This is a genomic window from Marinactinospora rubrisoli (genome assembly GCF_042664915.1).
Taxonomy (GTDB): domain Bacteria; phylum Actinomycetota; class Actinomycetes; order Streptosporangiales; family Streptosporangiaceae; genus Marinitenerispora; species Marinitenerispora rubrisoli.
Map to the genome: position 1 here is coordinate 500,578 of NZ_JBHTBH010000002.1, position 13,555 is coordinate 514,132.

11 protein-coding genes are annotated in these 13,555 nt (G+C 72.2%); 3 read left to right on the plus strand and 8 right to left on the minus strand.

Translation table 11 applies throughout. The features are described 5' to 3' along the window. Positions 1–288: 288 nt before the first annotated feature. A complete protein-coding gene (gene acnA / locus ACFQRF_RS06325; RefSeq protein ID WP_379869598.1) occupies positions 289–3,078 on the minus strand; it encodes an aconitate hydratase AcnA in 2,790 nt (929 codons plus the stop codon). Positions 3,079–3,415: 337 nt separating this feature from the next. After that, positions 3,416–4,351: an LLM class F420-dependent oxidoreductase gene (locus tag ACFQRF_RS06330; protein ID WP_379869600.1), complete on the minus strand. Its 936-nt coding sequence runs from the start codon at positions 4,349–4,351 to the stop codon at positions 3,416–3,418. Between the two features lie 189 nt (positions 4,352–4,540). Here ACFQRF_RS06330 and ACFQRF_RS06335 point away from each other — a divergent pair, with 189 nt between their 5' ends. Beyond that, on the plus strand, positions 4,541–5,521 hold the full coding sequence (locus tag ACFQRF_RS06335; protein WP_379869602.1) for an ArsR/SmtB family transcription factor: 981 nt from the start codon (positions 4,541–4,543) through the stop codon (positions 5,519–5,521). Between the two features lie 361 nt (positions 5,522–5,882). Here the strand turns inward: ACFQRF_RS06335 and ACFQRF_RS06340 are convergent, their stop codons facing one another. Beyond that, entirely contained in the window at positions 5,883–7,142 is a 1,260-nt protein-coding gene (locus tag ACFQRF_RS06340) for a class I SAM-dependent RNA methyltransferase (protein WP_379869604.1), read from the minus strand. Positions 7,143–7,393: 251 nt separating this feature from the next. Here ACFQRF_RS06340 and ACFQRF_RS06345 point away from each other — a divergent pair, with 251 nt between their 5' ends. Further along, on the plus strand, positions 7,394–8,113 hold the full coding sequence (locus ACFQRF_RS06345; protein ID WP_379869606.1) for a potassium channel family protein: 720 nt from the start codon (positions 7,394–7,396) through the stop codon (positions 8,111–8,113). After that, positions 8,113–8,781 (plus strand): potassium channel family protein, encoded by a 669-nt coding sequence (locus tag ACFQRF_RS06350; RefSeq protein ID WP_379869608.1) that lies wholly within the window; start codon positions 8,113–8,115, stop codon positions 8,779–8,781. The genes ACFQRF_RS06345 and ACFQRF_RS06350 overlap by 1 nt, the downstream gene beginning before the upstream one ends. A gap of 42 nt (positions 8,782–8,823) precedes the next feature. Here ACFQRF_RS06350 and ACFQRF_RS06355 read toward each other — a convergent pair whose 3' ends face one another. The 5 genes from ACFQRF_RS06355 to ACFQRF_RS06375 form a co-directional block, all read right to left on the minus strand. Next, positions 8,824–9,591 (minus strand): DUF3159 domain-containing protein, encoded by a 768-nt coding sequence (locus ACFQRF_RS06355; RefSeq protein ID WP_379869610.1) that lies wholly within the window; start codon positions 9,589–9,591, stop codon positions 8,824–8,826. Between the two features lie 168 nt (positions 9,592–9,759). Next, positions 9,760–10,356 carry a hypothetical protein gene (locus ACFQRF_RS06360; RefSeq protein WP_379869611.1) on the minus strand — a complete coding sequence of 199 codons (597 nt, stop codon included), beginning with the start codon at positions 10,354–10,356 and terminating at the stop codon, positions 9,760–9,762. A gap of 5 nt (positions 10,357–10,361) precedes the next feature. Next, on the minus strand, positions 10,362–11,225 hold the full coding sequence (locus ACFQRF_RS06365) for a carbohydrate ABC transporter permease (protein WP_379869613.1): 864 nt from the start codon (positions 11,223–11,225) through the stop codon (positions 10,362–10,364). Beyond that, on the minus strand, positions 11,222–12,178 hold the full coding sequence (locus ACFQRF_RS06370; protein WP_379869615.1) for a carbohydrate ABC transporter permease: 957 nt from the start codon (positions 12,176–12,178) through the stop codon (positions 11,222–11,224). The genes ACFQRF_RS06365 and ACFQRF_RS06370 overlap by 4 nt, the downstream gene beginning before the upstream one ends. A gap of 33 nt (positions 12,179–12,211) precedes the next feature. Beyond that, complete coding sequence (locus tag ACFQRF_RS06375) at positions 12,212–13,489, minus strand: ABC transporter substrate-binding protein (protein WP_379869617.1); 1,278 nt, start codon at positions 13,487–13,489, stop codon at positions 12,212–12,214. Positions 13,490–13,555: the final 66 nt, after the last annotated feature.

The window sequence follows — 13,555 nt, forward strand, 5'->3', positions numbered from 1 at the left end:
AATCCGAGATATCGTCCGATTCCGGCCAGCCGCGCCGGCCGAACCCGAAAAACTCAGCGTCCGCCGACCGGGACCGGATCGCTGCCGCCCCCTCCCGAGGACAACGCCGCCGTTCATCGCCGGGCGGACGCGAACGTGGCCGGTCGCCCGGACGCGCGCAAGCCCCGCCGAAGCGGGGCTTGCGGCCTACGGTCTGCTTTCGGGGGCGGTCGCGGACACGCCCGCACTCCGGAACGAGGCCCACCGGGGAAGGAGCACGGCGCCGCCCCCTTCCCGCGCCGTCCGGGACTACTCCGCGATCAGCTGCCGCAGCACGTACTGCAGGATGCCGCCGTTGCGGTAGTAGTCGGCCTCACCGGGCGTGTCGATGCGCACCACGGCGTCGAACTCGACGCCGCTGTCGGTGCTCACCTTCACCGTGGCGGGCACGCGGCCCTCGTTCAGCTCGGTCACGCCGGTGATGGAGAAGGTCTCCTCGCCGGTCAGGCCGAGGGAATCGGCGGACTGCCCCTCCGGGAACTGCAGCGGCAGCACGCCCATGCCGATGAGGTTCGAGCGGTGGATGCGCTCGTAGGACTCGGTGATGACGGCGCGCACGCCCAGCAGGCGGGTGCCCTTGGCCGCCCAGTCCCGCGAGGATCCCGAACCGTACTCCTTGCCGCCGAGGACCACCAGCGGGATGTCGCGCTCGGCGTAGTTCTGCGCGGCGTCGTAGATGGTGGTCACCGGCGCCGCCGCCGGGTCGTCGGACTGGGTGAAGTCGCGGGTGAAACCGCCCTCGGTACCCGGGGCGATCTGGTTCCGCAGCCGGATGTTGGCGAAGGTGCCCCGGATCATCACCTCGTGGTTGCCGCGCCGCGAACCGTAGGAGTTGAAGTCGCGGCGCTCGACGCCGTGCTCCTTGAGGTAGCGGCCGGCGGGGCTGTCCGGCTTGATGGCACCGGCCGGCGAGATGTGGTCGGTGGTGACCGAGTCGCCGAGCTTGGCCAGGACGCGGGCGCCGACGATGTCGGTGACCGGCTCCGGGGAGGCGGCCATGCCCTCGAAGTACGGGGGCTTACGGACGTAGGTCGACTCGCCGTCCCACTCGAAGGTGTTGCCGGTGGGCGTGGGCAGCGACTGCCAGCGCTCGTCGCCCGCGAACACGTCGGCGTACGCCTGCTCGTACATGTCGGAGGCGATGGCGGTGTCCATGACCTGCTGGACCTCCTCCGGCGACGGCCAGATGTCGCGAAGGAAGACCGGCTGGCCGTCGGTACCGGTGCCGAGCGGCTCGGTGGTGATGTCGACGTCCATGGAGCCGGCCAGCGCGTAGGCCACCACCAGCGGCGGCGAGGCCAGGTAGTTCATCTTGACGTCGGGGTTGATCCGGCCCTCGAAGTTGCGGTTGCCCGAGAGCACGGCGGTGACCGCGAGGTCGTTGTCGTTGACGGCCTTGGAGATCTCCTCCGGCAGCGGGCCGGAGTTGCCGATGCAGGTGGTGCAGCCGTAGCCGACCAGGTTGAAGCCGAGCTTGTCCAGGTACGGCGTGAGGCCGGACCGCTCGTAGTAGTCGGTGACGACCTTGGAGCCGGGCGCCAGCGAGGTCTTCACCCACGGCTTGCGGGTGAGGCCCTTCTCCACCGCCTTCTTGGCCAGCAGGGCGGCGCCGAGCATGACCGACGGGTTGGAGGTGTTGGTGCAGGAGGTGATGGCGGCGATCACCACGGCGCCGTGGTCGATCTCGGTCTCGGTGCCGTCGGCGAGGGTGACCTTGACCGGGTTGTGCGGCCGGCGCACGGCCGGCGTGCCGTCGGCGGCGGAGGCCGACGTGGTCGCCGACGGGCTGACGGCCGGGGCGTCGGAGGCCGGGAAGGACTCGGCGGACGCCTCGTCCACGTGGTTCTCGATACCGTCGTCGTGCACGTAGTCGCGCACGTTGCGGCGCCAGGCCGGCTTGGCCTCGGACAGCGCGATGCGGTCCTGCGGGCGCTTGGGGCCGGCGATCGAGGGCACGACGTCGGCGAGGTCGAGCTCCAGGTACTCCGAGTAGGCCGGCTCGCGGGCGGGGTCGTGCCAGAGGCCCTGCTCCTTGGCGTAGGCCTCGACCAGTTCGGTCTGCGCGGCGCTGCGGCCGGTGAGCCGCATGTACCGGATGGTCTCCTCGTCGATCGGGAAGATCGCGGCGGTGGAGCCGAACTCCGGGCTCATGTTGCCGATGGTGGCGCGGTTGGCCAGCGGCACCGCGGCGACGCCTTCGCCGTAGAACTCGACGAACTTGCCGACCACGCCGTGCTTGCGCAGCATCTCGGTGATGGTGAGCACGAGGTCGGTCGCGGTGGTGCCGGGCTTGAGCTCACCGGTGAGCTTGAAGCCCACCACCCGCGGGATGAGCATCGAGATGGGCTGGCCGAGCATGGCCGCCTCCGCCTCGATGCCGCCGACGCCCCATCCCAGGATGCCCAGGCCGTTCTGCATGGTGGTGTGGGAGTCGGTGCCGACGCAGGTGTCGGGGTAGGCCTGGCCGTTGCGGACCATGGTCACGCGGGCCAGGTGCTCGATGTTGGCCTGGTGCACGATGCCGGTGCCCGGCGGGACGACCTTGAACTCGTCGAAGGCGGTCTGCCCCCAGCGCAGGAACTGGTAGCGCTCGCGGTTGCGCTCGTACTCGATCTCGACGTTGCGCTGGAAGGCGTCCGGGCGGCCGAAGATGTCCACGATCACCGAGTGGTCGATGACCAGCTCGGCGGGCGCGAGCGGATTGATCTTGGCCGGGTCGCCTCCGAGGTCGTTGACGGCCTCGCGCATGGTCGCGAGGTCGACCACACAGGGCACGCCGGTGAAGTCCTGCATGATCACCCGCGCGGGGGTGAACTGGATCTCCTGGTTCGGCTGGGCACTGGGGTCCCAGGCCCCGAGCGCGCGGATGTGCTCGGCGGTGACGTTCGCGCCGTCCTCGGTGCGGAGGAGGTTCTCCAGCAGCACCTTCAGGCTGTAGGGAAGGCGCTCGGAGCCCTCTACGGCGTCCAAGCGGAAAATCTCGTACGACTCGTCGCCAACGCGGAGCGTGTCACGGCTGCCGAAGCTGTTCGCCGACACGGTGTTGCCTCCTGATCTCGCCACTTTCTTCCAGCATCCTGCCCTACCGGCGGCGCTGGAAAATCACTGAGGCTGCCCTAACGAGACGGCCCGGGGCCACCCTCTCGCTGCCGGACCCGGCACCATCATCGCAGTCAGGCCACGAATCGGCGGACAACCCGGCGCGCTCAGTGATTCGCTCGTTTATCTCGACATCAAGCTATCTGACGGATATCTCGACATCAAGTTATCCGCGCGCCGGACCCCCTACGGCACGGGCTTCGCCACCGCCGCGACGCCTACCGACGCCGCTGACCCGGCGCCTCGCCCATTGGCCAGGCGCCGGGCCGTTCGGCGGTCACCGCAGCTGCGGCGCCACTTCCGAGGCCACCAGCTCCAGGTGGTCGAGGTCGGAGAGGTCCAGCACCTGCAGGTACACCGCCTCGGCACCGATCTCGGCGAAGCGGCCGATCTTGTCCACCACCTCGGCCGGGCTGCCGGCCAGGCCGTTGACGCGCAGTTCGTCGACCTCGCGGCCGATCGCGGCGGCGCGGCGGGCCACCTCGGCGTCGTCGCGGCCGACGCACAGCACCTGGGCGGCGGAGTACACCATGGGCGCGCTCCGGCCGGCCGCCCGCACGGCGGCACGGGTGCGGTCGAACGCCGCGGCCGTCTCCTCCGGCACGCAGAACGGCACGTTGTACTCGTCGGCGTAGGTGGCGGCCAGCCGGGGCGTCCGCTTGGCGCCGGTCCCGCCGATGAGCACCGGCGGGCGCGGGGACTGCGCGGGCTTGGGCAGTGCCGGCCCTTCGGCGAGCCGGTAGTGCCGTCCCTCGTACTGGAATGTCTCGCCCGGCGGCGTCGACCACAGGCCGGTGATGACGGCCAGCTGCTCCTCGAAGCGCTGGAAACGCTCGCCGAGGGAGGCCGGGAACGGGATGCCGTACGCGGTGTGCTCCGCCTCGTACCATCCCGCGCCGAACCCGAACTCCACCCGGCCGCCGCTCATCTGGTCCACCTGCGCGACGCTGATCGCCAGCGGCCCGGGGTGCCGGAACGTCGCGGCGGTCATCAGCGTGCCGAGCCGGATCCGTTCGGTGTCACGGGCCAGGCCCGCCAGCGTGATCCAGGCGTCGGTGGGGCCGGGCAGCCCGTCGACGTCGCCCATCTTCAGGTAGTGGTCGGAACGAAAAAATGCCTCGAAGCAGCCCAGGTCCTCGGCCGCCTTCGCCACGGTGAGCAGGGTCTGGTAGCTCGCGCCCTGCTGGGGTTCGGTGAAGATCCTCAAACGCATGGCCCCATTCTCCAACCGCGAGACCCCTCTGGACGCCAGGGACGCCCGGGCGGCACCGTGCCGCCAAGTGCGTGAAATGTCCGCTGTCGGCCGGAAGCGGCCGACAGCGGACGAGAACGTGTATTCCAATGGTGGGCGGTGACAGTTCGTGAGAACGAGTGCGCCGACCTCGACGGGGACAGACACGCAGTGCTACGCATCCATTTCACGCCCGAGGCGCCCGAACGCGTCCGGGCGCTCACCGGGCCCGATCCGATGTGGGAGATCCTGCTGAGCCTGCACATGGTGCAGACCCGCCCGGCGCTCCCGCTGTTCGAGCAGTGGCGGTACCGGGTCCAGTCCGGTATGTCGCGGGAGATGTGGTTCCTTACCGAGCTGGCCCCGCCCGCCGGGTACTCGCCGGACTTCCTGACCCCCATGTGCGGGCCGGACGGGCTGGACCGCGGCATCGACACGCTGCTGCGCACCCCCGGTCCCCGGCTCCGCCGGGAACTCGGTCAGCTCGGCCGGCAACGGCCGCTCTCCCCCGCGGTGCGCTCCCTCGTCCACCACGAGAACGGGCTGCGGCCGGTGGCGGCGACCCTGCGCCGGTACTTCGACCTCGCGCTGGCGCCGGAGTGGGACCGCATCCAGAACGCGGCCGAGCTCGGCCACCGGGACGGCCGCCTCCGGCATCCCACGGCCACCCGGCTGCCGGGCGCGCTGCGGCCGGCCGCGCGCTTCCGCGGCCCGTGGCTGCTGGAGGTCGCCTATCCGTTCCAGCGCGACCTCGACCTGCGGGGACGCGACCTGCACCTCATCCCGTCGGTCTTCTGCCGCCGTTACCCGATCGCGCTGCAGGACCCGGGGCTTCCGCCGGTCGTCGTCTACCCGCTCTCGGCCGCCTCCTACGCGCCCGGCGTGTACGGACCGCCACGGCCGCAACGACGGCGCGCCCTGGAGCGGATGCTCGGCAGTACCCGGACCGCCGTCCTGGAGGCGCTGCTGCAGGGCTGCACCACCGGCGAGCTGGCACGGCGGCTCGGCATCTCCAACGCCTCCGCCAGCGAGCACGCCGCCGTACTCCGCGACGCCGGTCTGGTGACGAGCCACCGTGACCGCAACACGGTACGGCACATCACGACGGACCTGGGGATGGCGCTGTTCCACGGCCCGGACGCGCCCGGCTAGCCGACGCCCCCACCCCGTCCGGTGCTCTTTCGGCGGTGACCGAAAGTCGTTGGTGGCCCGAGGCCCGGCCGCCAGCTCAGCTACGTCGCGGCCGGCTACACCTACAGCGCCGTCTGCCACACGCGGGCGCAGCAGATCACGTACCGCGGGATCACCAGCGACATCTGGATCATGCTGCACCTCAACAGCGGCCGGATCGGCTATGTCACCGCGATCGCACTGGTCGGCGACGAACGCGCGAACCTGCCCATCGGCGGCAACTGCTGACCGGCTCACCGCCGGGCCGGAGCCGGACGGGCGGACGAGGGGCGGTCCCGCAACGGCCGGAAGGCCGCCCCGCGAGAAGGCGGCCGATCCCGGTTCAGCCCCGCTCCAGCACCGCCAGGCACTCCACATGGTGCGTCATGGGGAAGGCGTCGAAGGCCCGCAGATCCACCATCCCGTACCCGGCCTGCGCGAAGGCGGCGAGGTCGCGGGCCAGGGTGGCGGGGTCGCAGGACACGTAGGCCACGGCGCGGGGCCGCAGCGCGGCGAGTGACGCCACCACGGCGGTGCCGGCGCCCGCGCGTGGCGGGTCCAGGACGGCGATGTCGGCTCGCAGATCGGCCCACTCGCGCAGCCGCGATGCGACGTCACCGCGGTCCACCCGCGCCTGCGGGAGGTCGCGCAGGTTGTGCTGGGCGTCGCGGACCGCCTCGGGCTGGCCCTCCACGCCGAGCACGCGTCCCTCCGGGCCGACCGCCTCGGCCAGCGCACCGGCGAACAGCCCGGCGCCGCAGTACAGGTCGAGCGCGGTCTCGCCCGGCTTGGGCGCCAGCGCGGCGAGGACGGCGGCGGTCAGCGTCTCGGCGGCGGCCGGGTGCACCTGCCAGAAGCCGCCCGCGCTGACCCGCCATTCGCGGCCGGCGACCTGCTCGCGTACGCCGCGCCGGCCGCGGATCTGCTGGGTGCGCCCGCCGCGGAACCGGCGCAACTGGGCGGTCGACTCCTTCAGGCTCGGCAGCGCCGGCTGCCGGGCGCCGCGCGGGGTGACGATGATCGCGCGGTCGGCGGTCCGGGTGGAGGCGACGGCCTCCACCTCGGTGATCCCCGGCCAGGACACCTCGGGGACGCCGATGCGGTCCACGCCGGAGTGGGCGATCAGGCAGGAGTCCACGGGCTGGATGTCGTGCGAGCGGTGCCGGCGGAATCCGGCGGTGCCGTCATCGTCGACCGCGTAGCGGACCCGCGTCCGCCAGCCCAGGCCGTCGGGATGGCCCGGCAGCTCCTCGACCTCGACGTCGCGCTCGATGCCGGCGATGCGGCGCAGCTGCTCGGTGACGACGCGCGCCTTGATCCGGCGCTGCGCCTCCAGTGAGGCGTGCTGCCAGTCGCAGCCGCCGCACCCGCCCGGCCCGGCGAAGCGGCACGGGGCGTCGACCCGGTCGGGCGAAGCCTCCAGCACCTCCACGGCGTCGGCCCGCAGGAAACGCTTCGTCTCCTCGGTGACGAGCACGCGCACGCGCTCACCGGGGAGCGTGTGGCGGACGAAGACGACCTGGTCGTCGTGGCGGCCCACGCACCAGCCGCCGTGCGCGACCCCGTCGACGTATAGCTCGATCTGGGTTCCGACGCGGCTCATGTGGGACGACCTCCGGTGGACGGGACTGCTGGGCTCGCTCGGGTGACCCCCTGCAAGCCACCGCCCATCTGCGGTCACTCTAGCCGAGTGCGGGGCGGGCCGTGCCCGGCCGGCCGAGCGCGCACGGGGCCACCGGGTCCGATTCGGGGGACGCGAGGGGTGTGGTTGGGTATAACCGGAGGCCGGAGCGTTCGGGGCGCGGCGGTTCCCGCCGGCCTCTCTTGCCACCTGCTGTCGGGAGCGGATGACCGGTGCACATCGTCATATTGGGCTGCGGGCGGGTGGGGTCCACCCTCGCGCACACGGTGCAGGACATGGGGTACTCGGTCGCGGTGATCGACCGTGATCCCGGCGCGTTCCGCCGGCTGCGCTCCTCCACCGCCAAGAGCGCCGTCACCGGGCTGGGGCACGACCGCGACGTGCTGGTCCGGGCCGGTATCGAGCACGCCGCCGCGTTCGCGGCGGTGAGCAGCGGGGACAACTCCAACATCATCGCCGCGCGGGTGGCGCGGGAGACGTTCGGCGTCCAGCACGTGGTCGCCCGGATCTATGATCCGCGGCGCGCCGAGGTGTACCAGCGGCTCGGCATCCGCACGGTCGGCACCGTGCGCTGGACCGCCGACACCATCCTGCGGCGGCTGCTCCCGGAGTCGGCCGCCGCCGAGGCCCCGCTGTGGCGTGACCCCTCGGGCACGCTGGTGCTGACCGAGATCCCGCTCACCGACACCTGGACGGGCGCACCGGTGCAGCGCCTGGAGAGCGCGCTGCAGTTGCGGGTCGCCTACCTGGATCGTTCCGGGGAGATCGTGCTGCCGCACGGCGACGAGCGGCTGCGCGCCGGCGACGTCGTGCACGTGCTCGTCCGCGCCGACCAGCGGGAGCGCCTGCGTGAGCGGCTGTGGACCCGGAGCGCCGCGGGCTCCGACTCCGCCGCCGGGACCGCCACCGGTGAGGAAGGAAGGTCGCTCTGATGCGGATCGCCATCGCGGGCGCCGGCGACGTGGGCCGGTCCATCGCCGGTGAGCTCACCGGCAACGGGCACGAGGTGCTGCTGATCGACCGCGACCCGCGGGCCGTCCAGGTCGACGCCGTGCCGCGCGCGGAGTGGCTGCTGGCCGACGCCTGCGAGCTCAGCTCCCTGGAGGACGCCCGGCTCGACCAGTTCGACGTGGTGGTGGCCGCCAGCGGCGACGACAAGGTCAACCTGGTCTGCTCGCTGCTGGCCAAGACCCAGTTCGGTGTCGGCCGGGTGGTGGCGCGGATCAATGACCCGGCCAACGAGTGGCTGTTCACCGAGTCCTGGGGTGTGGACGTCGCGGTGTCGCCGCCGCGGCTGATGGCGGCCCTGGTGGACGACATGGCCGGCGTCGGCGACAGCGGCGAACCGCTGGCTCTGATGGCGCTCCCCGACACCGACCTGCTGGAGCTGACGCTGCCGGTGGACGCCCCGCACGCCGACCGCCCGGTCGCCGAGCTGGCCCGGGCGCTGCCGGCGAACGTGGTACTGGTGGCGATCGTCCGGCAGGGGCACGTGCGCGCGCCGCAACCCGAGACCGTGCTGGCCGCCGGCGACGACCTGGTCTTCCTGAGCAGCGCCGAGGACACCGACGCGCTGGCGGCGCTGCTCGGCCCCGGCTGACCGTCGGCCCGGCACGGGCCGGGCCGACGGTCGCGGCGCGGGTCAGCGCTGCCCGGGCTCGCCCTCCTCCGGCTCGCCGGGCGTCTCGATCGGGGTGCGGTCGCGCGAGAGCAGCCACACCATCGCGGCCAGCGCCGCCACCTGCAGCGGCCAGCCCATGGCGATCTTGGCGAGGCCGAGCCAGCCGACGGCGTCGGACCCGCCGAACAGCCACAGCGGGTACTGCACGGCCACGCGCAGCACGCACGGCAGCACCAGCAGCCAGGTGAGCCAGGTACTCAGCCGGACCACCGCCGGGTTCTTCCGCCACGACGTCATGTCGCCGGTGACGGCTCCGGTCACGGCGCCGATGAGCAGGCCGATGGCCGGCCAGCGCACCAGGATGGTGAGGATGAGCACCATGGCGTAACCGGCGTTGTAGATGATGCCGGGCAGGAAGGCGTCCTCGGCCTGCCCGCTGCGCAGCGCGAAGACGGCCGCGATGCCGATGCCGAACAGGCTGTTGAGCACGAACTGCACCGAGGAGCGCTGCACCAGCCGGACGATCGCCAGCAGCACCGCCGCGCCGACTCCGAGCCACAGCGCCATGCGCACCTCGGTGGTGAGCAGGTAGGTGGCGGTGAAGGTGATGGTCGGCACCGCGGCCTCGACCATGCCGCGCTTTCCGCCGAGCGCCTTGGCCAGCTGGCCGCGGATGACCGCCTCGACCGTCTGTTCCGAGACCGGGCGCGCCGTGTCCGGGTCACCGCCGGCGGGGTCGGCGGGCTCCGGGGCGCTCCCGGTGCGGGCGGTCCGATTCTGGTCGGTCATGCTGCTCCCGTTACGGTGATGCCGGTGCCGCGCCGCGTGCGGTCTTTCGGCCTGGTCCGGCTCCAGCCTAGGTGACCGCGCATGCCGGAGCCATCCGAACGGCCGAGGGCCGGGCCTGAGTTTCCCCGGTTTCCGGCGCCCCGGTACCGCAGATCCGGACGGACCGTCTCAGAGCGGCGGGCGCGGCTGCACGGCCACCGCGGCGAGTTGCAGACAGCCGGTCAGGGGGACCAGGAGCGGCGGCAGCGCCCACGTTCCGGCCGCGGCGGTGGCCAGGGCCGCGGCGAGCAGCAGCGAGCCGCGCCGGAAGCCGGCCGCGGCGAGGGCGGCGTGGCCGAGCACCCGCCGCCAGGCGATCCCCGGCCGCCACGCCGCCGCAGCGCGCAGCCCCACGACGCCGGCCGCGCCCGCGGCCACCGCGCATCCGGCCAGGACGGCCGTGCCGCCGGGCAGTCCGGCGCGCACGATGGCCACGTCTAGGGCCAGCACCCCGGCCAGGGCGAGTGCGGCGGCCGACGGCACCGCCGACCCGGGCCAGGCCCGGCGGAACACGGCGAGCAGGTCGGCGACGCGCGTGGAGCCCTCGCGCTCGGCGGTGGTGCGAACGAGGTGGCAGCCGGTGGCGCAGGCCGCGGCGAGGGTGACCAGCGGAAGCGCGAGCAGCACGGTGAGCAGTCCGGCCAGCAGGCACTCGCCGAAGAGCGCCGGCCCTCCGGCGCGGCGCCCGGCGCTGCGGCGGCGCGGCCGGGCGGTGGAGGGGGTCACCGGCCTCACCCCTTGAGTCCGCTGGTGGCCACACCCTCGACCAGCAGGCGCTGGAAGGCGAGGAAGAACAGCACGACCGGGAGCAGCGCGATCACCGACATCGCGATCATCGCGCCGTAGTCGGAGGTGCCGGTCTGGTCGATGAACAGCTGAAGCGCCAGGGGCACCGGGAACTTCTCCGGCGAGTTGAGGTAGATCAGCGGCGCCAGGAGGTCGTTCCACGTCCAGATGAAGCTGAAGATGGCCGCGGTGGTGAAGGCGGGCCGGGACAGCGGCACGATGACGTGCCAGAAGATGCCCCAGTAGCCGCACCCGTCGATGCGGGCGGCCTGGTCGAGCTCGCGGGGCAGCTGGCGCATGAACTGGACCATCAGGAAGACGAAGAACGCCTCGGTGGCGAGGAACCGGCCCACCAGCAGCGGGGCGTAGGTGTCCACCAGGCCGAGATTCTGGAAGATGATGTACTGCGGGATGATCACCACGTGGAAGGGCAGCAGCAGCGTGCCGATCATCAGTGCGAACAGCAGGCCGCGGCCCCGGAACCGCAGCCGCGCGAAGGCGTAGGCGGCCAGCGCCGAGGACGCCACGGTGCCGACGACCGACCCACCGGCCAGCAGCACCGAGTTGCCGAGGAACCGCCAGGTGGAGATCCCGGCGATCCCCTCCGCGGCACGCTGGAAATTGTCCAGCACCGGCGGGAACGCGAACAGTTCGGTACTGCCGACGATCTCCTGCGAGGGCTTGAACGACGCCCCCAGCACCCACGCGAGCGGGTACAGGATGAGGGCCAGCAGCGCGAGCGCCGTCGCATGCCACAGCAGCGGGCGCACCAGGCCCCCGCGGGCGGCCGGATTGCGGTAGGCGCTCATCGGTCATCGTCTCCCGCGTAGTGCACCCAGGCGCGTGAGAGCCGGAACAGCAGGACCACCACGAGGCCGGCGCCGAGGATGAGCATCCAGGCCATGGCCGACGCGTAGCCCATGCGCATCTGGGTGAAGCCCTGCTGGTACAGGTACAGCGTGTAGAAGAGCGTGGCCCCGGCCGGGCCGCCGGTGCCCTGGCTGACGACGAAGGACGACGTGAAGACCTGGAAGGCGTTGACGGTCTCCAGCAGCAGGTTGAAGAAGAGCACCGGCGAGATCATGGGCAGGGTGATCGCCAGGAAGCGCCGGGTGCGCCCGGCCCCGTCCATCTCGGCGGCCTCGTACAGTTCGGCGGGCACCTGCTTGAGGCCGGCCAGGAAGATCACCATCGGGGCGCCGAACTGCCAGACCGCGAGCAGGATCAGCAGCGCCAGCGCGTAGTCGGGGTCGCCGACCCAGCCGCCGGTGTGCACGCCGACCGAGGCGAGCAGCCGGTCCACCACGGCGTCATCGGAGAACAGCGCCCGCCAGACCAGCGCCACGGTGACGCTGGCGCCGAGCAGCGAGGGTGCGTAGAAGGCCGACCGGTACAGCCCCTGTCCCCGGCGCGGGGCGGCCAGCAGCAGCGCGACGGCGAGCGCCACCAGCAGCTTGAGCGGCACCGACACCAGGACGTAGGTGAGGGTGACGCGGACCGAGCGCAGCCACTGCTCATCGCCGAACAGGTCGGTGTAGTTGGCCAGGCCCACCCACTCGGGCGGGGTGAAGAGGTTGTAGTCGGTGAAGGACAGGTAGAGCGAGGCCAGCATCGGCCCCAGCGTCAACCCGAGGAAGCCGAGCATCCACGGGGACAGGAACAGGTAACCGGCGCCCGTCTCCAGGCGGGACGGCGGGCGGCGCGGCGGCGGCCCCGCGGCGCCGCTCGCGGCGGCCCGTTGCCGGGCCGGTGTGGCGGCCATCGGTTCTCCCTCCTCGCCGGGCGCGGGCGCCGGTCAGGAGCTCAGCGTGCGGTCGGCGAAGGCGAAGAACTCTCCGGCGGCGTCCTGCGGTGTCAGCCGGCCGTAGCCGACCTCCTCGGACAGCCGGATGAACTCGGCCTCCAGGGAGCCCATGCCGGCGGGGGGCACCGGGGGGAGTTCCCGCAGATCGGCGGCGCGCTCCTCCTCGTAGTCGGCGATGGCCCGGTCGACCCCGTCGAGCCGGGCGGACTCGCGCTGGACGTTGGTCGCGGGGATGCCGCGGTTCCCGCCGAAGAGCTCGCCGACCTCGGGGGAGTTGATGAGGAAGTCGATGAGCTCGGCCGCCTGCTCGGGGTGTTCGGTCTGGCTGGAGGCGGCCAGCATCATCGAGGGCCGAAGGTACTGGCCGCTGCGTTCGGGGTCGCTGGTCGGCACGGGGGCCAGCGCGACCTCGGCGTCGGCCTCCCCCTCGTAGCGTGCGAGGAAGTTGTCCCAGTTGAACTCCGAGGCGCCGATGTTCGCGCCGAGCGGCGATACGGGCTGCGCCTGCACGTACTGCGCGGCCGGCACGACGATCTCGTCCTCGCGGAAGCCGGCCGTCTCGTTCCAGAACTCGGCGAGCCGGGGTTCGTCGAAGGCGAGCCGGCCGTCCTCGGTGAACAGTTCGCCGCCCTCCTGGCGGAGCTGGAGCTCCAGGGCCCAGATGAGGCCGGTGTAGTCCGCGCCGCCGTAGGGTTCGCCTCCGGTGTGCTCGGTGACGGCGGCGATCGCCTCGTGGTAGTCGTCCCAGGACCAGCCGGGCTCGGGGGCGGGCGCGCCGGCGGCCTCGAACAGCTCGGGAACGTAGAACAGCGCGAAGGTGTTGGCGGCGACCGGGACGGCGTAGCGGGCGTCGTCGATGACGCCGGCCTGCTCGAAACCGTCGACGAGGTCGCCGGTGTCGAGGCCGTTCCCTTCCAGTTCGGAGAGGTCGAGGAGCAGTCCGCGGTCGGCGTACTCCCGGAGGTAGGAGATGTCCATCTGGGCGACGTCGGCCATCCCGCCGCCGGCGGCCTCGGTGGACAGCTTCTCCCAGTAGGCGTTGTACTCGGAGAAGGTGGGGGTGATCGTGATGTCGGGGTGTTCGGCCTCGAACAGGTCGATGGCCTCCCGCATGAGCTCGGCGCGGTCGGCGTTGCCCCACCACGAGTAGCGCAGTTCGACCGGGCCGTCCTCCCCTCCCCCACCGCATCCGGTGGCGACCAGGGCGGTCGCGAGCAGCAGGACGGTGGGAGCCGTCCAGCGGCGTCCCAGGAAACGCGTCGATCGCACGACTCCACCTCCACTGGTAAATCGATTTAAGGAAAGCGCTTGCTCACTTTGGAGGCTCAGATTAAG